The following is a 21,505-nucleotide window of genomic DNA, read 5'->3' as shown; positions in this document are numbered from 1 at the left end:
GAGCATTGCCCTGGGGATTGAATGAACAAGTTGAAGAAAACAGTGACCGCAGTCTCGACGATGCTGACGGTGTTCACTTTTTCGCCTGTCGCGGCGAGCGCGCAGGACACAACATCGTCGATTTCGACCGCGAGGTTGCGAAGAAGAACGGCTACGAGGTCGCGAAAATCCGGACGGCCGGATCACATCTGTCCCGACCAGGCAGGCCGAGGCCGCTCGACGTGGCGAAGTACCACCGGAAGCCCCAGTCGTCGACCCGAACGCCACAATGGCGTCGGGCGACGTGGGAATATCCCGCACGCGATATGTGGAAGACGTCAGGGCAACTGCGGCGTTGTCTTCGTCGAGTTCCGTGCACGCGGCGAAAAAAAGGGGGGAACACCGCACCGGGTTCGTCCTCTTTCAGAGCATTAGCGCCGCAGTCGAGCAGCTGGCTGGCGAGGCAGACGCGACGATCGTCTCGGGCAGCAGCTACGCCATTCTCGCAAACGGCTCGGTATGTTGGGCAGGCCCCGCTGAAGCGTGGGACCACGTCTACTGATTCGGGTAACTTCGAGGCCATGGACTTCAGCGATCGACCTCCGCCGCCGCCATCGCCCGAGATCGACTTCGATGACGCCGCGGCCAGGCTTGGCGGACCGGTTTTGATCACCGAAGATTCACCGGTGATCGGGTGGAGCCGGCACGCGATCGACGACGACCTGGAGTACGTGGAACTCGAGACCGACGACCAGGACGACCCGCTGCTGGTGCACACCCGGCGGCGGGCCGTCCCTCTCAGGACTCTCATCTCCCTGCTCGAACGGCACGCGCAACGGTGCGGCATCGCGACGTGGGGCGACCTGGGCATGCCCGACGCCGTCTCCACCGCGAATCTCGTGATCAACGGTGTGCCGACGACGGGTCACGTGATCGACGGCGGCACCGTGCTGGCGGCTGTGGCTCGTGCCGGTGCGGTGTCGGTGAGCCTGGTGTCCTCGGCAGCCCGGCTGGAGCGGCACGGCTGGCCCGCCCTGGTCACCGCCCGCGGTCAGCTCAGGTAGCGGACCTGCCTGGCCTTGCCCTCCAGCACCTCGTCGCGTGCGGCCGCGATCTCCGACCGGTGCGAGACCTCCGGCACGCCCACCTCCCACCACGCCCCGGCCTCGGTCCACGACGACGGGTGCGTGCGGATCACGACGACGGCCGGGCGCTTCTCGGCCACCGCCGCCTCACGGGCCTCGCGGTAGGCGCCTTCCAGCTCGGCCAGCGACTCCACCGGGAAGACCGCGCAGCCCAGGGACGCCGCGTGACCTGCGAAGTCCGTGCGCGGCGGCTCGGCGTGCGACGTCGTGCAGTCGGGGTAGAGGTTGTTGAAGCCCGCGCCGCCCTGGCTCGTCTGCAGGCGGTGGATGACCGCGTAGCCGTCGTTGTCGCAGACGACCGCCACGAAGCCGTGGCCTGCGAAGGCGGCGGAGAAGAGCTCGGAGTTCAGCATCAGGTACGAGCCGTCGCCGAGCAGGGTGGTGACGACGCCCTCGTCGCGGGCGATCGCCGCGCCCCAGGCGCCCGCCAGTTCGTAGCCCATGCAGGAGAAGCCGTACTCGACGTCCATCGTGGACTCGCCGGTGGCCCGCCAGCCGTCGATCAGCTCGCCCGGCAGGCCGCCGGAGGCCGTCATGACGTAGTCGGCCGGGCCGCTCACGTCGTTCACGACGCCCACGACCTGGGCGTACGTCGGGAGGTCCGTCGAGGGAGTCCGCAACGAGGTGATGTGCGCGTCCCACTTCATGCGTTCGGCTGACGCACGAGCCGACCAGGAGGCGGGGGCCTGCCAGGCGTCCAGGACGTCGGTCAGTTCGCGCAGGCCCTCGTCGGCGTCGGCCACCAGGGCGGACGAGCCGTGCTTCACGGCGTCGAAGCGGGCCGCGTTCAGCGACACCAGGTGCACGTCCGGGGAGAAGACGGTCCAGGACGCCGTGGTGAAGTCCTGCAGGCGGGTGCCGACGGCGATCACCACGTCGGCTTCGGCCGCGAGGGCGTTGGCCGAGGTCGAGCCGGTGATGCCGAGCGGGCCGGCGTGCAGCGGGTGCTCGTGCGGGACCAGCGTGCGGCCCGCGGTGGTCTCCACGACCGGGATGTTGTGCTGCTCGGCGAAGCGCAGCGCCCGGCCGGCGGCACCGGAGTAGCGGACGCCGCCACCCAGGACGAGCAGCGGCCTCACCGCTGAACGGATCGCCGAGGCGGCCTCCGCCAGGGCGAACAGGTCCGGGCGCGACCTCAGCGGCCGGTGCACGACGGGCTCGAACAACGCGTCGGGGAAGTCGTAGGACTCCGCCTGGACGTCCTGCGGCAGCGCCAGCGTCACGGGACCGCAGTCGGCCGGGTCGGTCAGCACCCGCGCGACCTGCGGGAGCGTCGACAGGAGCTGTTCGGGGCGGGTGACGCGGTCGAAGTAGCGGCTGACCGCGCGGAACGCGTCGTTGACCGTCGCGGTCGGGTCGTGGAAGTGCTCCACCTGCTGGAGAACGGGGTCGGGCGCGCGGCCGGTGAACGTGTCGCCCGGCAGCAGGAGCAGCGGCAGGCGGTTGGCGTGGGCGACGCCGGCGGCCGTGACCATGTTCAGGGCGCCGGGACCGATCGACGACGTGGCGACGCCGACCTGGCGGCGGTGCGAGGCCTTGCCGATGCCGACGGCGGCCAGCGCCATGCCCTGCTCGTTCTGCCCGCGCCACACCGGGATCCGGTCGCGGACCTCCTCCAGGGCGTTGCCGATGCTGAGCACGTTGCCGTGACCGAAGATCGCGAACACGCCGGGGAACAGCGGCGCGTGCGTACCGTCGAACAGTTCCGTTCGCTGGGCCAGCATCCAGCGGACCAGCGCCTGCGCGGTCGTGAGCTTCATCGGACCCGCCCCTCTGCGGTCGTCACGGGGCAACGGGGGTCGAGCTCCTGCGTCGCCCAGCTGTCGCGGACCCAGGTGTGCGCCGGGTCGTCGCAGAACGCCATCGACCGTTCGGAACCCGGACCGGCCAGCACGTTCAGGTAGTACATGGGATATCCCGGCGCCGCGACGCACGGACCGTGGTAGCCGCGCGGGATCAGGAACACGTCGCCGTCCCGCACGGTCACGTCCTCGTCGATCGTGCCGTCGTCGGTGTACGTGCGGTGGAAACCGAAGCCGGTGCGCGAAGGCGTCACGCCGTCACGGTCGGCGATGCGGAAGTAGTAGATCTCCTCGTTCTCCACCTCGCACGGCTCGGACGAGTCGTGCTTGTGCGGCGGGTACGAGGACCAGTTGCCGTCCGGCGTGATCAGCTCGCACGCGCTGAGCTTGTCCGCGTGGTCCCAGACACCCGGCACGCCGAAGTTCGTGACCTGACGGGTGGCGTTGCCGGAGCCGCGCACCTCGACGGGCACGCCGTCCGCCGGCCCGTACTTCGGCGCCAGCCTGTTCTCACACCGCGCCATCGGCAGCGCGACCTCACAGCCGTCCACAGAGGACAGCACGACCGTCGCGTCGCGCGGCACGTAGGCGAAGTCCGTCACGCGGGTGAAGACGGAGTCGCGGCCCTGGAGTTCGAACCTCTCGTCCTCGACCTCGACCGACAGGGACCCGGCCAGCGGCAGCACGAAGGCCTCGAACTCGCCGGTCTCGACCGTCGAGGACCCACCGGCCTCGATCCGCAGCACGCGCAGACCGGTGTAGGCCCAGCCCGCGTCCTCCGGCGTCAACGAGATCACGCCGGACGAGGTCGACAGAGTCCCGTGTGGACGGTGCAGGCTCATTCCAGGACCCCCTTCGCGGTGCGGAGGATTTCGGCGGCAGCGGCGACGGCACCGGCGACGTCGCCGTCCGGGGGGTACAGCAACGCACGTCCGACGACCAGGCCGCGCACGGTCGGGTGGCGCAGCGATCGGCCCCACGACGCGAGGTCGTCCTCAGGCCGTTCGGAAGGCACGCCACCGAGCACCAGGGCGGGCAAGGCGGTGGCGTCCAGCACGACGTCGGGCTCGTCCGGGGCGGGCAGCTTCAGCCAGGTGTAGGCGGAGGTCGACCCGAGCCCGGCGGCGACGGCCATCGCACGTGACAGAGCCGCGGCATCCTTCTGCAGCACCAGGTTGTCGTTGTGGTCACGCTTGTAGGGCAACGGTTCGACCATCGCCATCAGGCCGTGCTCGGCGAGTTCCGTGACGGCTCGCGCGCAGCCTTCCAGCGTCGGGATCGTGCCGGGGTCGGAGTCGACCAGGCGCAGCAGCATCTTGCCGCCGTCCAGGCCGAAGGTGGCGATGGACGCCGCGTCGTACGCGGTGAACCTGTCGTCGATCTCCCAGTCCGCACCGGCCAGGCCACCGCGGTTCATCGAGCCGATGACCACGCGTTCGTCCAGGCCGTCCAGGAGAAGGAGGTCCTCGATCACGTCCGGGGTGCCGAGCACACCGTCGACCTCGGGGTTCGCCAGCGCCGTCAGCAACCGGGCCAGCAGCTGCCGCCGGTCGGCCATCGCCAGCGGGTCGCCGCCGACGCCCAGGGCACCGCGCGCCGGGTGGTCCGCCGCGACCAGGAACAGCGTGGACTTGCCGTTCAGCAACGAGTTGCGCCGCTTGCGCGACTGGTAGGCCCTTCTGATCGAGCCGGGGTCTTCCGCCCGCCGCCACAGCAGTTCCCGCCACTGCCCATCGGTGATCACCAAGGCCTCCGGAGGATGCCGAGCCAGAAAGGAGTGCAACCTGCGCCGTGAGCGCTTCGCCTGCGACTACAGGCCGGCATTTCGGCCGACATGACTCCTCCAGTACTTTGTGCGTTGTGCGAACGGCACGCAAGTGCCGGGTCTACCCGACAGTCGAACAAGCCGCACTTCTGAACCGCACGTTCGAATGTGTGCGTCTGGTAGGGGTGGGCCTGGGCCCGACGAACTTCCTTGTGACCAGTGATGGTGAACGAATCGCCAATCCCCGACACCTGGCTCGTCGGGCGCGAAACCTGGCTCGCCACCAACGTCGACCGGCTCGGTGCCAGCGTGGCAGCGACAACCGCCGCAAGGTGAAGACCAAGGTCGCACGAGCCCATCGGAAGATCCGGAACGCGCGACAGGACTTCTTGCACCGCACCAGCACGAACCTCGTCAGGTCGGCGGATCTGATCGCGATCGAAGACCTTTCGGTCGAGAACATGGTCCGCAACCGCCGTCTTGCCCGCGCCATTGCCGATGCGGGTTGGGGTGAGTTCCGCCGCCAGCTGGAGTACAAGTGCGCACGGGCTCGCCGCACCCTGGTCGTCGTCGACCGCTGGTACCCCTCCAGCAAGACCTGTTCGAATTGCGGCTACCTGCTTTCGAACCTCAGGCTGGGCGAACGGCACTGGTCGTGCCCGAACTGCCGCACCCGGCACGATCGGGATCTCAACGCGGCGAAGAACATCCTTGCGGCTGGTCGAGCCGTAGTCCGAGGTGACTCGGACGATGCCTGTGGAGCTGATGTCGGACGGCAAGGATCCTCCTTTCCGCGATCGGCCGTGAACCAGGAAACCCACGCCGTGAGGCGCAGCGCGTGAGCGCTGCCGATCGCCTCACGGCGTCGGCTGGGAGCCTCAGCCCTCTGGCTGGGGAAAAGTCAAAGAAGCTCCTCGATCTCTTCCTGGTTCGGCATGGCATCGGCGCAGGCCAGCCGGGACGCCACGATCGCGCCCGCCGCGTTGGCGTAGCGGGCGATCTTCACCGGGTCCCAGCCGGAGAGCAGGCCGTGCGCCAGCGATCCGCCGAACGCGTCACCGGCGCCCAGCCCGCACACGACCTCGACGGGGTTCGGCTCGACGGTCCAGCGGCCTTCCGGCGTGGCCACGAGAACGCCCTCGGCGCCCTTCTTGACCAGCGCCAGCGAGATTCCGCGGTCCAGCAGCCGTGAAGCGGCCTCGTCGGGATCGGACGTGCCGACCGCGACCTCGCACTCCGCCCGGTTGCCGACGGCGACCGTGACGTGGTCGAGCATCCAGCTGATCTCGGCGCGCGCGGTCTCGACGTCCGGCCAGAACATCGGCCGGTAGTCCAGGTCCAGCACGGTGTGCCCGTTGCGGGCCCGGCTCGCCAGCATCATCCGCTGGGTGCCGCGGGCGGGTTCGGCGGAGACGCCGGTACCGGTGACCCACAACAGCGGGACGTCCCGCACGAGCGGCCACGGCACGTCGTCCTCGCCGAGCGTCAGGTCCGGTGCGGTCGGCAGCCGGTAGAACAGCAGCGGCGGGTCGGCGGGCGGGTCGAGCTCGCAGAACACCACCGGTGTCAGCAGGTCGGGCGAGGTGCCGACGTGATCCGCCGACACGCCGAAGCCCTCCAGCGCCTCGCGGACGTAGGTGCCGAAGCCGTCCGGCCCGACCTTGGTGAGCACGCCCGCACGGCGGCCGAGGCGCGCGGCGGCGACCGCGACGTTGGTCGCGGTGCCGCCCAGCGACTTGGCGAAGGTGCTGACCCGGGCCAGTGGCACCCCGGACTGCTCGGGGTAGAGGTCGACACCGACCCTGCCGACGGTCAGCACTTCCAGCGACGTCACGCCTCGACACCCCGCAGCTCGTGCTCCAGCGCCTCCAGCTCGGCACCGCCGGCCATCTGCCGCGTCAGCTCGTTGATGCCGATCTCGGACTTCTCGTACGAACCCAGTGCCCGGCCGCGCTTGAGCAGCAGGAACCTGTCGCCCACCGGGTAGGCGTGGTGCGGGTTGTGGGTGATCAGCACGACGCCGAGTCCGCGATCACGCGCCTGGGCCACGTACTTCAGCACCACACCGGCCTGCTTCACGCCGAGCGCGGCGGTCGGTTCGTCGAGGATCAGGACCTTGGCGCCGAAGTGCACCGCGCGGGCGATCGCGACGCACTGCCGTTCGCCACCGGACAGGGTGCCGACCGGCTGCTCGACGTCGCGCAGGTCGATACCCATGTCGGACAACGCCTTCTTGGTGATCTCCTTGCCCTTCTTGCGGTCCAGGAAGCCGAACTTCGTGGTGGGCTCGGAACCGAGGAAGAAGTTGCGCCACACCGACATCAGCGGCACGACCGCGAGGTCCTGGTAGACGGTCGCGATGCCGTGGTCCAAGGCCTCGCGGGGCGACGAGAAGCGGATCTCCTCGCCCTCGACCTTGAACGAGCCCCTGTCGTGCTGGTGGACGCCGGCCAGGATCTTGATCAGCGTCGACTTGCCGGCGCCGTTGTCTCCGAGCACGCAGGTGACCTCACCCGCGTTGACCACGGTGGACACGTCGCTGAGCGCGATGACGCTGCCGTAGGTCTTGCCGATGTTCTCGGTCTCGATCAGGGACGTCAACGCTTCACCCTTTCCGCCCGGCGGCGCAGCATGTTGTTCACCAGCACGGCGGCCAGCAGCATCACGCCGAGGAACAGCTGGAACCAGTCGCTGTTCCAGCCCGCGTAGACGATGCCCTGCCGGGCCATGCCGAAGATCAGCGCGCCGATCGCCGCGCCCACCGCGGAACCGAAGCCGCCGGTGAGCAGGCAGCCGCCGATCACCGCCGCGATGATGTACTGGAACTCGAGGCCGATGCCCTGGTTCGCCTGCACGCTCGCGTACCGCAGGATGTTGATCGACCCGACGAGCCACGCGGCGAACGCCGTGGTCATGAACAGCAGGATCTTCGACCGCATCACCGGCACGCCGACCGCGCGCGAGCTCTGCGCGGCACCGCCGATCGCGAAGATCCAGTTGCCGAACCTGGTGCGCATCAGCACCGTCGACGCGACCACGGTGAACAGGATCCACCAGATGATCGACACGTAGAAGCTCGTGCCGCCGATCTGGAACGTCGAGGCGAACAGGAACCCCGCCGACTCGTAGCCGGCGGTCTCCCGCATGCCCGACACCTGCACGCTGCCCGTGACCAGGCGCGTGACGCCGAGGTTGAGGCCCTGCAACGCGAGGAAGCTGCCCAGCGTCACGATGAAGCTCGGCAGGCCCGTGCGCATCACGAGCCAGCCGTTCAGCGCGCCCACCGCCAGCGCGAAGACGAGCGACACCAGCAACGACAGCCAGACGTTAAGTCCCAGCCGGGTGGCGAGGAGAGCCGTGACGAGCGCGGTGGACGCGGTCATGACACCGGCGGACAGGTCGAACTCGCCGCCGATCATGAGCAGCGCCACCGCGACCGCCATGATGCCGAGCATGGAGGCGTCGTCCAGCCAGGTGGCCGCGCCGCCCACGCTCAGGAACTGCTCGGTGACCACCGAGAAGAACAGGAACACGAGCAGTGCGCCGAGCATGGCGCCGATCTCGGGGCGCTTGATCAGCTGGTCCATCGGCTTCGGCCTGCCCAGCCGTTCGTCGGCAGCCGGTGGCGCTGTGGCCGTCACGGTCATCTCCTGCTTCCCCTACCTCTTGCCGTTCTTGGCGTACTCCGCGACCTTGTCCACGTTGGACTTGTCGACGAAGCCGGGACCGGTGAGGACGGGCTTGCCACCGCCGAGCGTGTTCGCGTTGTCCTTGAACAGCTTGAGCATCACGACCGGCAGGTAACCCTGCTGGTACTGCTGCTGGTCGACGGCGAACAGCACCTCGCCGGACTTGATCGAGTTGACCACGTCCGCGTTGAGGTCGAACGTCGCGACCTGCGCCTTCGAGCTCGCGCCCTTGATCGCGGACGCCGCGTTGACGGCGACCTGCGGGTTCAGCGCCAGCACGCCGTCGACCGCGGAGTCGGACTGCAGCTTGGCCTTGATGCGGGCCTCGATGTCGGTCGGGTTGGAGATGTCGACCTGCAGGTTTTCCACCGCGGCGCCGAAACCGGTGCGGGCACCGTCGCAGCGCTGGTTGAGACCCGAGTTGCCGGCCTCGTGGATCACGCAGAGCAGCTTGGTCTTGCCCGCGGCCTTGAGCTTCTTGCCGGCCTCCTCGCCGGCGATGGACTCCTCCTGGCCGACGTGCGCCATGGCGCCGAACTCCGCGCTCTTCGCGCCGCCGGAGTTGATCGTGATGACCGGGATGCCGGCCTTCACCGCGTTCTCGATGGAGGTCTTGAGCGCGTCGGGGTTCGCCATCGACACCACGATGCCGCCGACCTTCTGCGACACGGCGTTGTCGATCAGCTTGGCCTGGGCGCCGGGGTCGCCGTCGGAGTTGTACGTGACGCCGACGCCGAGCTGCTTGCCCGCGTCCTCGGCGCCGACCTTCACGACGCTCCAGAACGCGTCACCCGCGGTGCCGTGCGTGATGACGGCGACCTTGAGGTCACCCGAGGCGGCCGGGGCGTTGCCGCCCGTGTTCTGCGCGCTCGTACCAGTGGGACCGCTGCAGGCGGCGAGTAGAGCAACACCGGCGAGAGCTGCGCCCGCGCGGATGACCAAGCGAGACTTCATCGTCTCCAGTCCCTTCAGAGGATCTTTCGGAGGTGCGCGAGGCTGCGCGCGGTGTCCTTCAGCGGCTTGTCCACAGAACCACCGTCCTTGAGCTGCGTGTCCTGCTCGAGGACGAACCATCCGGTGTAGCCCGCCTCGTGGACGAGCCGCACCAGTGCTTCCACGTCCACGTCGCCGTCCCCGAGCGGCACGTAGATGCCCTGTTCCACTGCGTCGGTGTAGCTGAGGTCGCCGCCGCGGACCTTCGCGGCGATCTCACCACGCACGTCCTTGAGGTGCACGTGGCCGATCCGGTCCGGGTGGCGGCGCGCCAGCTCGACCGGGTCCGTGCCACCGATGAGGAGGTGGCCGGTGTCCAGGCAGAGCGGGAGATCCGAGTCCGCGAGGAACCGCTCGACCTCCGCCCCCCGCTCGACGTGGGTGCCCACGTGCGGGTGCAGCACGGTGCGGAGGCCGTGCCCGGCGGCGATCTCGCGGATCTTCGCGCAGGTGCCGACGAGCGTCCGCCACTCGTCGTCGGTGAGCTCCGGCGTCTCGTCGTAGCCGTCGAGCCCGGTGGCGGCGGCGAGCACCAGCACCTCGGCGCCACCGGCATGCAGGATCGCGGCGACCCGATCCGCTTCGTCCAGAGTGGACTGGACGTCGGTGTGCAGCGTGACCGCGAGGAAGCCGCCGACCAGGGTGAGGTCGTGGCTGCCCAGGAGGGTCTTGAGCTCGCCGGGGTCGGCGGGCAGGTAGTCGGGAGGACCGAGTTCGGTGGCGGTGAGGCCCAGGGAGCGCATCTCGGACAGGACGGTCTCCGAGGGCAGGACATCGCCCCAGCCGGGAACCTCGCACACACCCCAGGAGATCGGCGCTCCCGCGATCTTCGCCATGCTCAGTTCCCCTCGATCCTCACCGGTGCGCCGCTGCGGCGCGACTGCTCACACGCGACGGCCAGGCGCAGGCTGATCAAACTCTCTCGCGCCGGTGACGGATTCGCGACCTCGCCCTTGATGACCTGCGTGAACAGGTTCATCTCGTTCACGTACGCGCGGTGGAAGCGCTCGGGGAAGCCGGGGTAGGCGTCCGCTCCGGCCACGTGACCGCCGGGTTCCAGCGAGTTCAGCGGGGTGCGCGGGTCGACGCCGGCGACGAGGGAGTCCCTGCTGCCCATCACCTCGATGCGGTGGTCGTAGCCGACCGGGTCGTGGCGCCCGCCGGCCAGCGTGGCGTGCGCGCCGCCCGCGAACTTCAGCATCACCACGGCGTTGTCCACGTCGTCGGCGTCCGCGAACGCCTGGTGCACCAGCACGGACCCACTCGCGTAGACCTCGACGACCGGCTCGCCGACCAGCCACGGCACGCAGTCGAGGTCGTGGATCAGCAGGTCGCGGAAGATGCCGCCGGAACCCGGCAGGTAGGAGAAGTCCGGCGGGTTCGCGTCGTTGCCGATGGCCCTGACCAGGTAGATGTCACCGACCTCGCCCGCGCGGATGCGGCGGTTCAGCTCGTAGATGGCTGGGTCGAAGCGGCGCTGGAACCCCACCAGCACCTCCACGCCCGACTTCTCGACGTCCGCGATCAGCGCGGCCATCTCGTCCACGTCGCTCGCGATCGGCTTCTCGCACAACGTGGGGACGCCCCTGCCGATGGCGGCGCGCAACATCTCGGGGTGGGTGTCCGTCGGGGTCGCCAGCAGGACACCGTCGACGTTGCCCAGCAACGTGTCGAGGTCGTCCACGGCCTTGGTCCCGGCAAGCCCCGCCGACGCCTGCGCGGCGCGACCGGGCACCGGGTCGAAGAGGAGCACCTCGTCGACGCGATCCAGTGCGGCGAGGTTGGTCGCATGCATGGTGCCGATCCTGCCGACACCCGCTACTCCGATCCGCATCGCAGGTTTCCCCTGTTCATGGCTGTGATGTTTTAGAGCGCTCTATTGGTTGGAGCGCTCTAACCCTGTAACTTCGGCCACAGGGTGTCAAGAGGGGAGGTGGGAAGAGGAGATGGTCAGGCCGACGATGGAAGACGTCGCATTACGCGCAGGCGTGTCCCGTGCACTGGTCTCACTGGTGATGCGCGGTTCACCCAAGGTGAGCGACATGCGACGCACCGCAGTTCTGAAAGCCGCGGAGGAGCTGGGGTACTCGCCGCACGCCATGGCGCGCTCGTTGGCCTCGCGCACGTCGACCGTGCTCGGCGTGATGGTGTCGGACCTGCACAACGCGTTCTTCGCCGAGGTCGTGGACGGCATCGACGAGGTGGCGCGCGAGCAGGGGTTCGACATCATCATCAACACCGGCGGCCGCTCACCCGCCCGCGAACGCCGTGCCCTGGAGTCGCTGCTGTCCTTCCGCCCCGCCGGTCTGGTCCTGCTGTCGCCCGTCGTGCCGGCGACGGCGATTTCGAAGGCCGCTGAACAACTTCCCGTGGTTTTGGTCGCCCGGTCGTCTCGCGTGTCCACTGTGGATAGCGTCAACGACGACGGTGAGGTCGGCGCTCGGCTGGCCGTTGACCACCTGGTTTCGCTGGGGCACGAGCGGATTGCGCACCTGGACGGCGGCGAGGGAAGTCAGGCAGGACCTCGTCGGCGAGGGTATGTCGCCGCGATGGAGTCGCACGGGCTTGTGCCGCAGGTCGTTTCTTCCGAATACACCGACGCGGCCGGTGCGCGGGCTATTCGTTCGTTGATCGCCGATGGCTCGTTGCCCACAGCCATCCTGTCCTGCAACGACTTCAACGCCGTGGGGGCGATCTCGGCGTTGGAGGATGCCGGGTTGCGCGTGCCTCACGACGTTTCCGTTGTGGGGTACGACAACACGTCTTTGGCGGCATTGCGGCACGTCTCGTTGACCACGATCGACCAGCCCCGTGCCGAGTTCGGCCGGTTGGCAGCGGATGCGCTTCTACAGCGCGTCCGCGAAGAGCGCACCGAGCCCGTGCGCCATCTCCTCACTCCCTCTCTCGTTGTTCGGAACACGACAGCTGCCCCAGCGACTTGAGGCGAAGTCGCCGGAGCGGCGAAGCCGCGACCAATAAACACGGAGGCTTGCGTTGAGCACCATCCCCCACTGGATCGACGGCGCCCGCACCACGGGGGTGTCGTCTCGCACGTCCGACGTCTTCGACCCGGCCACCGGCGAGGTCGCGTCCCAGGTCGTGCTGGCCGAACAGGCCGATATCGATCTCGCCGTGTCTTCTTCTTTGAAGGCCGCCCAGTCCTGGTCCGAGTCGTCGCTGGCCACGCGCTCGCGGATCCTGTTCAACTACCGGCACCTGCTCGACGTGCACCGTGACGAACTGGCCGCGATCATCACGTCCGAGCACGGCAAGGTGCTGTCCGACGCGGCCGGCGAGGTGCAGCGCGGTCTCGAGGTCGTCGAGTTCGCGTGCGGCATCCCGCAGCTGCTGAAGGGTGAGCACTCCGAGCAGGTCTCGCGCGGTGTCGACGCGTACTCGCTGCGCCAGCCGCTGGGTGTCGTCGCGGGCATCACGCCGTTCAACTTCCCCGTGATGGTGCCGATGTGGATGTTCCCCATCGCCATCGCGTGCGGGAACACGTTCGTGCTGAAGCCCTCCGAGCGCGACCCGTCGGCGTCCGTGAGGCTCGCCGAGCTGTTCCAGGAGGCCGGGCTGCCCGACGGCGTGCTGAACGTCCTGCAGGGCGACGCCTTCGCGGTCAACGCGCTGCTGGACCACCCGGACGTCGCCGCCGCGTCGTTCGTCGGCTCAACCCCGATCGCGCGGCACGTCTACTCGCGCGGCACGGCTGCCGGCAAGCGCGTGCAGGCGTTGGGCGGCGCCAAGAACCACATGGTCGTGCTGCCGGACGCCGACCTCGACGTGGCCGCCGATGCCGCCGTCTCCGCCGGTTACGGCTCCGCGGGTGAACGCTGCATGGCGATCTCCGTGGTGGTCGCGGTCGGCGAGACGGGTGACGAGCTCGTCTCGAAGATCGCTTCCCGCACCCGCGACCTGCACGCGTCGGTGCTGCCGGGCACGAACCCCGATGCGCAGATGGGGCCGCTGGTGACCGGTGCGCACCGGGACCGCGTCCGGTCCTATGTGGACGCTGGCGAGGCGGCCGGCGCCTCGCTGGTCGTCGACGGCCGCGGTCATGCGCCCGAGGGCGCGGAGAACGGGTTCTGGCTCGCGCCCACGTTGTTCGACCACGTCACCGCGGACATGACGATCTACACCGACGAGATCTTCGGGCCGGTGCTGGTGGTCGTGCGCGTCGACACGTTCGAGGACGCGCTGGAGCTGGTCAACGCCAACCCCTACGGCAACGGCACGGCCATCTACACCGGTGACGGCCTTGCCGCGCGCGAGTACCAGCGGCGCGTGCACGTCGGCATGGTCGGCATCAACGTGCCGATCCCCGTGCCGATGGCCTACTACTCGTTCGGTGGCTGGAAGGACTCGCTGTTCGGGGACACGCACGTGCACGGGGCTGAGGGTGTGCGGTTCTACACGCGGGCCAAGGCGATCACGGCCCGGTGGCCGCAGCAGCACGGCGTGAACCTGGGCTTCCCGACCCACGGCTGACCGTCCGGCACAACGACCGCCCGGCCGCTCAATGCGGCGGGGCGGTCGTTCGCATTTGGTACGAACCAATTTCGCGCGACCTCCGCGATTCACCGAATCTTGGAATACCAGGGCGCGCGCCATCGATTCGACAAAGACGCGGGACACGCAGGTAGTATCCGCGTCCACCCAGTCGAACAACGCTTCTTTCTTCTCCGTCCCGGTCCAGTCCGTTACAACCGGCGCGAGAAAGAGCGAGTACGTCGCAGGAGGACCGAGACGATGTCGCCCAGTGAGGACGACAGTCCGTTCGCGGCGGCATGCCGCGCCGCCACCCGCGCCGAGTTCATCTGCGCGCTCAACCAGCTGCGGCTGTCGAAGGAGCTGTCGTACCAGCAGGTCTCGCTCAACGTGGGCGGCCTGGCCCTGCCCAAGAGCACAGCCCACGCGCTGTGCAGGATCCGGTTCCCGAAGCGCGAAGACCAGCTGCGGACGTTTCTGACCGCCTGCGAGGTGCCTGCCGGGGTGCTCGAGAACTGGGTGGAGCAGTGGCAGCGGCTGCGGTTCGGCCAGCCGCAGGACGGCGGTCCCGGCCGGCGGAGCGCGTGACGACCTCCCGCCGGTCACCCAACGCGAAATGATTGACACAAAGCAGCCAATTGGACCGCATTGGACGTGGGGACACACCTTCGTCCGGCCACAGGAAAACCTGGACGATGAATCAGTTGGCGGTCACCCGTGTGAGTGACAGAATCGTGGCCGAGCCGCTGCGCCGCAGAGTCCCGCAATAACCCGCGCCGACGCTTTCCGCGCTTTCCGGCCTTTCACCGTTCCGCATTCCAGCTGATCCACCCAGGAGCATCCATGACCACCACGCCCTACAACGGGGCTCTCCACCCGCGCCGGCGGTGTTCCGGTTCCGGCACCGGCGTCGTCCTGCTGGCGGCGCTCACGTTCGCCTTCGCCGGAGGGATGATGGCGTACGGCCACCCGCCGGTCACCGCGGTGGCCACCGCGAGCGCCCTCTTGGCCGTCATCACCACGCTGGGCCGCAGCCGGCCGTTCAGCGCCAGGTTCGGTCCGCTGCCGCTGACGGGCTCGGCGGTGGTCTGGGAGGACGAGCGGCGATGACCCACGGGAACGGCGATCCGCTCGAGCGCCTGAACCGGCTCTGGTCGCGGCTCGTGTCGGGGCTGTCGGGACCGCGGGCGGAGGCGCTCGCGGCGTACCGCGAGGTGAACGCCCTCCTCGAGGCGGAGCTCGGCCTCGACCACAGGCCGGTGGCCGAGACGTCGGCCGCCGAGCTGCGGGCCGCGACGGAGGCCGAGTTCGTCGAACTGCTGCGGACGGTTTACGTGCGGTCGGGGCTGAGCCTGCCGGAGATCTCCCGCCGGGCCGGCCGGGTGCTGCCGCGCAGCCAGGCCTACTCGCTGCTCAAGCGCGGGAAGCTGCCCACGAAGCCCCAGCAGGTGAGAACGTTCGTGACGATCTGCGGACTCACCGAACCTCAGGTTGCTCGCGTGATGGAGCTGTGGGCGACGTTGCGGCAGCGGGCGGAGATCGCGGTCAGCGGCGCGTGAGGAGACCCCCGCTCGTTTCCGAGCGGGGGTCTCCGGCCAACGGGGTCAGGCGTCGACCTTCTCGCGTTCCGGTTCGGAGGAGGCGGCCGGCGGCTTCGGCAGGAACCTCCTGATCAGCGGGAAGAACAGGATCAGCAGGATCACGACGTAGACGACGACCGCCATCGGGCTGTTGACCAGGCCGGTCAGCGAGCCGTCTGACAGTTGCAGCGAGCGGCGCATCTGCTGTTCCGCGGCCGGGCCGAGGATCACGCCGATGATCGCGGGCAGCACCGGCAGGCCGTAGCGGCGCATGCCGAAGCCCAGCAGGCCGATCACGAACATCAGCAGCAGGTCGAAGATGTCCGCGTTCACCGCGTAGGCGCCCACCGAGGCGAAGAACAGGATGCCCGCGTACAGGTACGGCCGCGGGATGCGCAGCAGCTTCGCCCACAGCGGTGCCAACGGCAGGTTCAGCACCAGCAGCAGGGTCAGGCCGATGAACAGCGACGCGATCAGCGCCCACACCAGGCCCGCTTCGCGCTGGAACAGCAGCGGGCCCGGCTGGATGCCGTAGGTCTGGAACGCCGCGAGCATCACGGCGGCGACCGCGGTGGTCGGCAGGCCCAGGGTCAGCATCGTGACCAACGTGCCCGCGGCGGACGCGGAGGCGGTGGACTCGGGACCCGCGACGCCTTCGATGGCGCCTTTGCCGAACTCGTCCTTGTGCTTGGAGAGCCGCTTCTCCGTCACGTACGACAGGAACGTCGGGATCTCCGCGCCGCCGGCCGGGATCGCGCCGAACGGGAAGCCGATCACCGGGCCGCGCAGCCAGGGCTTCCAGGTGCGCTTCAGGTCCGCCCTCGACAGCCACGGGCGGCCGACCGGGATCGGGACGAACGGCTTGCGGCGCAGGTGGGCCGCCACCCACAGGGCCTCGCCGACCGCGAAGAGCGCCACCGCGACGACGATCACGTCGATGCCGTCGGCGAGGTGCAGGGAGCCGAACGTCAGGCGCTGCTGGCCGGTCATCTCGTCGAGGCCGACCAGGCCCAGGGTCAGGCCGATGAGCAGCGACGCGACGCCGCGGATCCGGGAGGCGCCCAGCACGGAGGTGACGGCGATGAACGCCAGCACCATGATCGCGAACAGGTCCGGCGCACCGATGTCCACGGCGTGCCTGGCCACGAACGGGGCGAGCAGGACGATCAGGATCGTGCCGATGATGCCGCCGGTGAAGTGGCCGATGGCAGCGGCGGCAAGCGCTTGCGCACCCCGTCCCGCCCTGGCCATCGGATTGCCTTCGAACGCGGTGACGACGGCCGCGCTCTCGCCCGGTGTGTTCAGCAGGATCGACGTGGTCGAGCCGCCGAACATGCCGCCGTAGTAGATGCCCGCGAACATGATGAACGCGCCGGTCGGCTCCATGCCGTAGGTGACGGGTAGCAGCAGTGCCACCGCCATGGCCGGGCCGATGCCCGGCAGGACGCCGATCGCGGTGCCGAGCAGCACGCCGATCGCCGCGAACAGCAGATGTGTCGGCGTCAGCGCCGTGGCGAAGCCGTCGAGCAGTTGTTCCACCTAGAACACCTCCATCAACGGGCCACCGGGGAGCGGGACGCCGAGCAGGTTGTTGAACACCGCGAAGGTGAGGATCGACAGGCCGGCCGCGATGAGCGGGTCGCGGACGTAGGCCCTGCTGCCGAGCGCGTAGGCCGCGCCCCAGAACAGGATCGCGCCGGAGATCGGGAACCCGACCACGCCGATCAGCGCGGCGTTCGCGAGGAAGGCGCCGCACAGCAGCAGGACCGTGCGCCAGTCGGCCGGTGCGGTGAGGTCGACGTCCTCGCCGCCCTCCGCCTCGCCGCGGCCGCCGCGCAGCACGTCGCGGGCCAGCAGCGCGGCGACGAGCAGCAGCAGCGAGCCGACCAGGATCGGCACGGCCTTCGGGCCCACGGGACCGCGCTGGGCGAAGTCGGTGGGGATGCGCAGCGCGTCGGTCAGCACCAGCACGCCGAGCACGACGAGCAGGGCGCAGATGCCCAGCTCGGAGTGGTCGCGGAGCCAGTTCTTCCGCTCCGTCTTCGTCACGGTCGTCATGCGAGCCCCAAGTCCTTCAGCACCGTTGCCACCCGCTTGTTCTCGTCGTCCAGGAAGGTCCCGAACTCGTCTCCCGGTGCGAAGGCGTCGGTCCAGCCGTTGCGCTGCAACGCTTCCGCCCACTGCGGCGTCTTCTGCAGCCGCGTGAACACCTCGACGAGCTTGGCGCGGTCGGTGGGCGAGATGCCCGGCGGTGCGACGATGCCGCGCCAGTTGGTGAACTCGACGTCCACACCGGCCTGCTTGAGCGTCGGCGCGTCGATGCCCTGGATGCGGTCCTTGCTCGTCACCGCGAGCACCCTCAACGTGCCGGCCTGGATCTGGTCGCGGTACTCGCCGACACCGGAGACGCCGAACGCGACCTTGCCGCCGAGCACCGACGCCAGCAGCTCGCCACCGCCGTCGAACGGGATGTAGTTGACGGTCTTGGGCGGCAGGCCCACGGCCTTGGCGATCAGCATCGGCGCCAGGTGGTCGGGGCCGCCGGGAGCCGAGCCGCCGCCGACGGTCACGGTGCCGGGGCTGGCCTTCCAGGCGTCGACCAGTTGTCGCATCGACGTGTACGGCGAGTCCTTCGCGACCACGACGATGTCCGGTTCCTCGATCAGCTTCGCGATCGGGGTGGTGTCGAGCAGCGAGTTCGGCGACTTGTTCGTGTACACCGCGCCCACGACGCCCAGGCCCATCGACATGATCAGCTTGCCGTTGCCGCGCTCGCCGACCGTGCGCCCGAGCCCGACCGTGCCGCCTGCGCCGGGGAGGTTGAACACCTCGGCGTTGCGCAGCAGGTCTGCGTCCTCCATGGCCTTGGCCGCCGTGCGGGCGGTGATGTCGTACCCGCCACCGGGCGAGTTCGGCACCAGCACGCGCAGCGACCGCACCTGGCCGCCCTCACCGCCGTCCGCACCCGGTGACAGCAGCGGCGGCACCAGCAGGACGGCGAGCAACGCCGTCGCCACCGACACCCACACCTTCACCGACACTGTGATCCCCGCCTCTCGTCCGCGTGGTTGGACATGTTGCACTCGTGTAAACCTTGATGTCGCTCTTGCGCTCTCAAGGTTTCTTTCGGTCTTTCTGGTCAGAGTTCGATCCCGTGGGGAGGTCACATGCGTCGCCGCCGTTCCCTGGCCAGCCAGCTCCTCGCCTGGCAACTCGTAGTCGTCACGCTGCTGCTGGTCGCGGTGGGCGCGCTGACGGTCGTCCAGACGGGCAGCAACTTTCGCTCCAACGAGGAACGCCGGATGCTGTCCGTCGCGGAGACGGTGGCGGCGAACTCGCTGGTCGGGGAGCAGATGGGCAACTGGCGCCTGCTGTCCGCGCCCGCCGAGACGGCCCGCAGCCTCTCCGGCGCCTCCTACGTGCTGATCCTCGACGCCAAGCGGCTCGTCATCGCCTCACCGGACCCGTCGCAGATCGGGTCCACACTGGACACCAGGACCACCGCGCTCGAAGGCCGTTCGTGGACGGGGACGGCCGGCGACTCGCTCGAAGCGCACGTGCCGGTGTTCGACCCGGTCAGCCGTCGCGTGAACGGCATGGTGATCGCGGGCGCGGAGGACCCCGGGATCTTCGCCGGCGCGCTGGAGCAGCCCGTCGACGTGCTGCGCTACCTCGCGATCGCGTTGCTGATCGGCGTCACCGGGTCGTTGTTGCTGGCCCGGCGGGTGAAGAACCAGACGCTCGGGCTGGAGCCGCACGAGATCACCGCGCTGGTCGAGAACCGCGAGGCGTTGCTGCACGGCATCCGCGAGGGCGTCGTCGGCCTCGACGGCCAGAACCGGATCACGCTGGTCAACGACCACGCGAGCGACCTGCTGGTGCTGCCGGAGGACGCGGTCGGCCGCTCGGTCGAGGAGCTGGAGCTCAACGACCGGCTGCGCGACGTGCTGACCGGCCGCGCGACCGGCGTCGACCAGCTGGTGCTGCGGCAGGGCGTCGTGCTGACGTTGAACCGGATGCCGATCGACGGCGGCGAAGGCGCCGTCGTGACGTTGCGGGACCGCACGGAACTCCTTGAGCTGCAACACGAGCTCGACGCCTCGCAGCACGCGACGGACACGCTCCGCGCGCAGGCGCACGAGTTCGCCAACCGGCTGCACACGATCGCCGGGCTGATCGCGCTGAAGGAGTACGACGAGGTCACCCACTACATTCACCAGATCAGCTCGGCGCAGGACCAGTGGCGGACCGAGGTCAGCTCGTCGATCGGCGACCCCGCGGTGGCCGCGCTGCTGATCGCCAAGGCGTCGCTCGCGGCCGAACGCGGCACGGAGCTGCGGATGGCGCCCGACAGCGTGCTGGGCCGCGTCGACGACGCGCTGTCGGCGGACCTGGTGATGGTGCTGGGGAACCTCGTCGACAACGCGCTGGACGCGTTGGGCTCGCTGGGCACGAACGGCGCTCAGAAGTGGATCGAGGTGGGTGTGGTGCAGGTGGACGACGAGGTCCAGGTGGTGGTGCGCGACTCCGGTCCCGGTGTGGCACCGGAGCTCGCCGAGGAGGTGTTCCGGCACGGGTTCACGACCAAGGCGGCATCGCACGGCGAACGCGGCATCGGGCTCGCGCTGATCAGGCGGGCGTGCCTGCGGCGCGGGGGTTCGGTCAGCGTGTCGGGGTCGGTCTTCACGGCAAGGCTGCCCTGGTGATCCGGGTGCTCGTCGTCGACGACGACTTCATGGTGGCGAAGGTCCACAGCGGATATGTCGCGCGCACGGACGGTTTCGAGGTCGTCGGGGTCGCGCACACCGGCGGCGACGCGTTGCGGTTGGTCGCCTCGTTGAAACCCGATCTCGTGCTGCTCGACGTCTACCTTCCGGACCAAAGTGGACTGGAGGTGCTGAAGTCGTTGCGGGCCAACGAGGACGTGGACGTCATAGTGATCACCGCGGCGACCGACGTCGACACCGTGCGCGGTGCGATGCGCGGCGGCGTGCTGCACTACCTGATCAAGCCGTTCGACTACTCGGCTCTGCGCGACCAGCTGGCGCACTTCGCGTCGTTGCGGGAGAAGCTGCACGGGCTGGCCTCGGCCGGGCAGGCGGACGTGGACCAGGTGTTCGGCGCCCGGCCCACCTCGAAACCGTTGCTGCCCAAGGGGTTGACACCCGAGACCGCGCGGCTCGTGGAGAACGCGCTGCGGTCGCACCCGGACGGGCTCTCGGCATCGGAGTGCGCGTCGTCGATGGGCGTCGCCCGCGTGAGCGCGCGGCGGTACCTGGAGCACTTCGTGTCCACCGGACGCGCGGAAGTCCGCCTGCGGTACGGCGGAACCGGTCGCCCGGAACGGATCTACGCGCTAGTCCCAGGAGCCTGAACGGCCACGGCCGCGCTTGGTGTCCGCACGGCGCTTCTTCGAGGCGATGCGGCGTTCCTGCGATCCCCTCGTGGGCTTCGTCGGCCTGCGCACCGGCGGTGGCGGAGCGGCGGCACCGCGCAGGATCGCGGCGAGGCGTTCCCTGGCGGCGGCGCGGTTCTGCAGCTGCGCGCGGTGCTCGGACGCGGCGATCGTCAGCACGCCGTCGACGAGCCTGCCCTCCAGGCGGTCGAGCATCCGGCGCTTGAGGTGTTCGGGCACCGACGGCGAGGCAGCCAGGTCGAAGGAGAGCTCCACACGGCTGTCCGCCGTGTTCACCCCCTGCCCACCCGGCCCACCTGACCTGGAAAAACGTTCGCGCAACTCGGACGCCGGGATCACCAGCGTCCGAGTCACGGTCACGTCGTTCATGCTCCCAGGTTAGAAGGTCAGACCCGGAAGTGTCGCGATCTTTATCAGCGTCTCGCGGTCGAGCACCGGTGCCGGCCGGGTCTTCTGGCCGTCCAGCTTCGGCATGCCGGCCACGTTGGTGCGGAACTCCCCCACGTTGACGCTGCTGACCTTGACGTACGCACCGTCTGGTCGAAGCGCCTCCACCTGGTAGATGTGGACGCTGTCCTGCCTGCCCGAGATGCTGGACCGGATCTTGACGCCGTCGGCCTCGCGAAGCTCGCACGGCGCGACCTCGGG

22 protein-coding genes are annotated in these 21,505 nt (G+C 69.3%); 9 read left to right on the top strand and 13 right to left on the bottom strand.

Annotation, left to right across the window (positions count from 1 at the left end; translation table 11 throughout):
• Window positions 1-665: 665 nt before the first annotated feature.
• Window positions 666-1,043, top strand: a complete 378-nt coding sequence (locus tag VM306_RS25565) for a hypothetical protein (RefSeq protein ID WP_325519446.1) — start codon at window positions 666-668, stop codon at window positions 1,041-1,043.
• On the opposite strand, the gene iolD is transcribed toward VM306_RS25565, so the two are convergent.
• Genes iolD through VM306_RS25550 form a run of 3 tightly spaced genes read right to left on the bottom strand, consistent with a single transcriptional unit; the run spans window position 1,031 to window position 4,670 of the window.
• A complete protein-coding gene (gene iolD / locus VM306_RS25560; RefSeq protein ID WP_325519444.1) occupies window positions 1,031-2,884 on the bottom strand; it encodes a 3D-(3,5/4)-trihydroxycyclohexane-1,2-dione acylhydrolase (decyclizing) in 1,854 nt (617 codons plus the stop codon). The genes VM306_RS25565 and iolD overlap by 13 nt on opposite strands.
• Window positions 2,881-3,768: a 5-deoxy-glucuronate isomerase gene (gene iolB, locus VM306_RS25555; RefSeq protein WP_325519442.1), complete on the bottom strand. Its 888-nt coding sequence runs from the start codon at window positions 3,766-3,768 to the stop codon at window positions 2,881-2,883. Before iolB ends, iolD begins: the two co-directional genes overlap by 4 nt.
• Complete coding sequence (locus VM306_RS25550) at window positions 3,765-4,670, bottom strand: Cgl0159 family (beta/alpha)8-fold protein (RefSeq protein ID WP_414672448.1); 906 nt, start codon at window positions 4,668-4,670, stop codon at window positions 3,765-3,767. The genes iolB and VM306_RS25550 overlap by 4 nt, the downstream gene beginning before the upstream one ends.
• Window positions 4,671-4,717: 47 nt before the next feature.
• Here VM306_RS25550 and VM306_RS25545 point away from each other — a divergent pair, with 47 nt between their 5' ends.
• Window positions 4,718-5,533 carry an RNA-guided endonuclease TnpB family protein gene (locus VM306_RS25545; RefSeq protein WP_325519438.1) on the top strand — a complete coding sequence of 272 codons (816 nt, stop codon included), beginning with the start codon at window positions 4,718-4,720 and terminating at the stop codon, window positions 5,531-5,533.
• 59 nt (window positions 5,534-5,592) lie between these two features.
• On the opposite strand, the gene iolC is transcribed toward VM306_RS25545, so the two are convergent.
• The 6 genes from iolC to VM306_RS25515 form a co-directional block, all read right to left on the bottom strand.
• Complete coding sequence (iolC, locus tag VM306_RS25540) at window positions 5,593-6,525, bottom strand: 5-dehydro-2-deoxygluconokinase (RefSeq protein ID WP_325519436.1); 933 nt, start codon at window positions 6,523-6,525, stop codon at window positions 5,593-5,595.
• Window positions 6,522-7,292: an ATP-binding cassette domain-containing protein gene (locus VM306_RS25535; RefSeq protein WP_325519434.1), complete on the bottom strand. Its 771-nt coding sequence runs from the start codon at window positions 7,290-7,292 to the stop codon at window positions 6,522-6,524. Before VM306_RS25535 ends, iolC begins: the two co-directional genes overlap by 4 nt.
• On the bottom strand, window positions 7,289-8,278 hold the full coding sequence (locus VM306_RS25530) for an ABC transporter permease (RefSeq protein WP_414672452.1): 990 nt from the start codon (window positions 8,276-8,278) through the stop codon (window positions 7,289-7,291). Before VM306_RS25530 ends, VM306_RS25535 begins: the two co-directional genes overlap by 4 nt.
• Window positions 8,279-8,350: 72 nt before the next feature.
• The gene (locus VM306_RS25525) at window positions 8,351-9,334 is read right to left on the bottom strand and encodes a sugar ABC transporter substrate-binding protein (RefSeq protein ID WP_325519430.1); all 984 of its coding nucleotides are present in this window, start codon (window positions 9,332-9,334) and stop codon (window positions 8,351-8,353) included.
• A 14-nt stretch (window positions 9,335-9,348) separates the two neighbouring features.
• The gene (locus tag VM306_RS25520) at window positions 9,349-10,209 is read right to left on the bottom strand and encodes a TIM barrel protein (protein WP_325519428.1); all 861 of its coding nucleotides are present in this window, start codon (window positions 10,207-10,209) and stop codon (window positions 9,349-9,351) included.
• Between the two features lie 2 nt (window positions 10,210-10,211).
• Window positions 10,212-11,207: a Gfo/Idh/MocA family protein gene (locus VM306_RS25515; RefSeq protein ID WP_325519426.1), complete on the bottom strand. Its 996-nt coding sequence runs from the start codon at window positions 11,205-11,207 to the stop codon at window positions 10,212-10,214.
• 112 nt (window positions 11,208-11,319) lie between these two features.
• Between VM306_RS25515 and VM306_RS25510 the strand changes: the two genes are divergently transcribed.
• The 5 genes from VM306_RS25510 (at window position 11,320) to VM306_RS25490 (ending at window position 15,420) form a co-directional block, all read left to right on the top strand.
• Window positions 11,320-12,315: a LacI family DNA-binding transcriptional regulator gene (locus VM306_RS25510; RefSeq protein WP_325519424.1), complete on the top strand. Its 996-nt coding sequence runs from the start codon at window positions 11,320-11,322 to the stop codon at window positions 12,313-12,315.
• 52 nt (window positions 12,316-12,367) lie between these two features.
• Complete coding sequence (locus VM306_RS25505) at window positions 12,368-13,861, top strand: CoA-acylating methylmalonate-semialdehyde dehydrogenase (protein WP_325519422.1); 1,494 nt, start codon at window positions 12,368-12,370, stop codon at window positions 13,859-13,861.
• A gap of 261 nt (window positions 13,862-14,122) precedes the next feature.
• Window positions 14,123-14,449: a hypothetical protein gene (locus VM306_RS25500; RefSeq protein ID WP_325519420.1), complete on the top strand. Its 327-nt coding sequence runs from the start codon at window positions 14,123-14,125 to the stop codon at window positions 14,447-14,449.
• Window positions 14,450-14,704: 255 nt separating this feature from the next.
• A complete protein-coding gene (locus tag VM306_RS25495; protein ID WP_325519418.1) occupies window positions 14,705-14,971 on the top strand; it encodes a hypothetical protein in 267 nt (88 codons plus the stop codon).
• Window positions 14,968-15,420 carry a hypothetical protein gene (locus VM306_RS25490; RefSeq protein ID WP_325519416.1) on the top strand — a complete coding sequence of 151 codons (453 nt, stop codon included), beginning with the start codon at window positions 14,968-14,970 and terminating at the stop codon, window positions 15,418-15,420. Before VM306_RS25495 ends, VM306_RS25490 begins: the two co-directional genes overlap by 4 nt.
• 45 nt (window positions 15,421-15,465) lie before the next feature.
• Here the strand turns inward: VM306_RS25490 and VM306_RS25485 are convergent, their stop codons facing one another.
• Genes VM306_RS25485 through VM306_RS25475 form a run of 3 tightly spaced genes read right to left on the bottom strand, consistent with a single transcriptional unit; the run spans window position 15,466 to window position 18,464 of the window.
• Window positions 15,466-16,980 (bottom strand): tripartite tricarboxylate transporter permease, encoded by a 1,515-nt coding sequence (locus VM306_RS25485; protein ID WP_325519414.1) that lies wholly within the window; start codon window positions 16,978-16,980, stop codon window positions 15,466-15,468.
• On the bottom strand, window positions 16,981-17,499 hold the full coding sequence (locus tag VM306_RS25480) for a tripartite tricarboxylate transporter TctB family protein (protein ID WP_325519412.1): 519 nt from the start codon (window positions 17,497-17,499) through the stop codon (window positions 16,981-16,983). It abuts the gene before it with no gap.
• The gene (locus VM306_RS25475) at window positions 17,496-18,464 is read right to left on the bottom strand and encodes a Bug family tripartite tricarboxylate transporter substrate binding protein (protein ID WP_325519476.1); all 969 of its coding nucleotides are present in this window, start codon (window positions 18,462-18,464) and stop codon (window positions 17,496-17,498) included. The genes VM306_RS25480 and VM306_RS25475 overlap by 4 nt, the downstream gene beginning before the upstream one ends.
• 144 nt (window positions 18,465-18,608) lie before the next feature.
• Here VM306_RS25475 and VM306_RS25470 point away from each other — a divergent pair, with 144 nt between their 5' ends.
• Together VM306_RS25470 and VM306_RS25465 are read left to right on the top strand one after the other, a co-directional pair.
• Window positions 18,609-20,147 (top strand): sensor histidine kinase, encoded by a 1,539-nt coding sequence (locus VM306_RS25470; RefSeq protein ID WP_325519410.1) that lies wholly within the window; start codon window positions 18,609-18,611, stop codon window positions 20,145-20,147.
• Complete coding sequence (locus tag VM306_RS25465) at window positions 20,144-20,815, top strand: response regulator (RefSeq protein WP_325519408.1); 672 nt, start codon at window positions 20,144-20,146, stop codon at window positions 20,813-20,815. Before VM306_RS25470 ends, VM306_RS25465 begins: the two co-directional genes overlap by 4 nt.
• Here the strand turns inward: VM306_RS25465 and arfB are convergent.
• Complete coding sequence (gene arfB, locus VM306_RS25460; protein WP_325519406.1) at window positions 20,798-21,226, bottom strand: alternative ribosome rescue aminoacyl-tRNA hydrolase ArfB; 429 nt, start codon at window positions 21,224-21,226, stop codon at window positions 20,798-20,800. The genes VM306_RS25465 and arfB overlap by 18 nt on opposite strands.
• Window positions 21,227-21,505: the final 279 nt, after the last annotated feature.

Source organism: Lentzea sp. (genome assembly GCF_035525475.1).
In the GTDB taxonomy this organism is placed as follows: domain Bacteria; phylum Actinomycetota; class Actinomycetes; order Mycobacteriales; family Pseudonocardiaceae; genus Lentzea.
The sequence above is the reverse complement of the archived record's forward strand: the minus strand, read 5'-3'. Positions and strand labels throughout refer to the sequence as shown.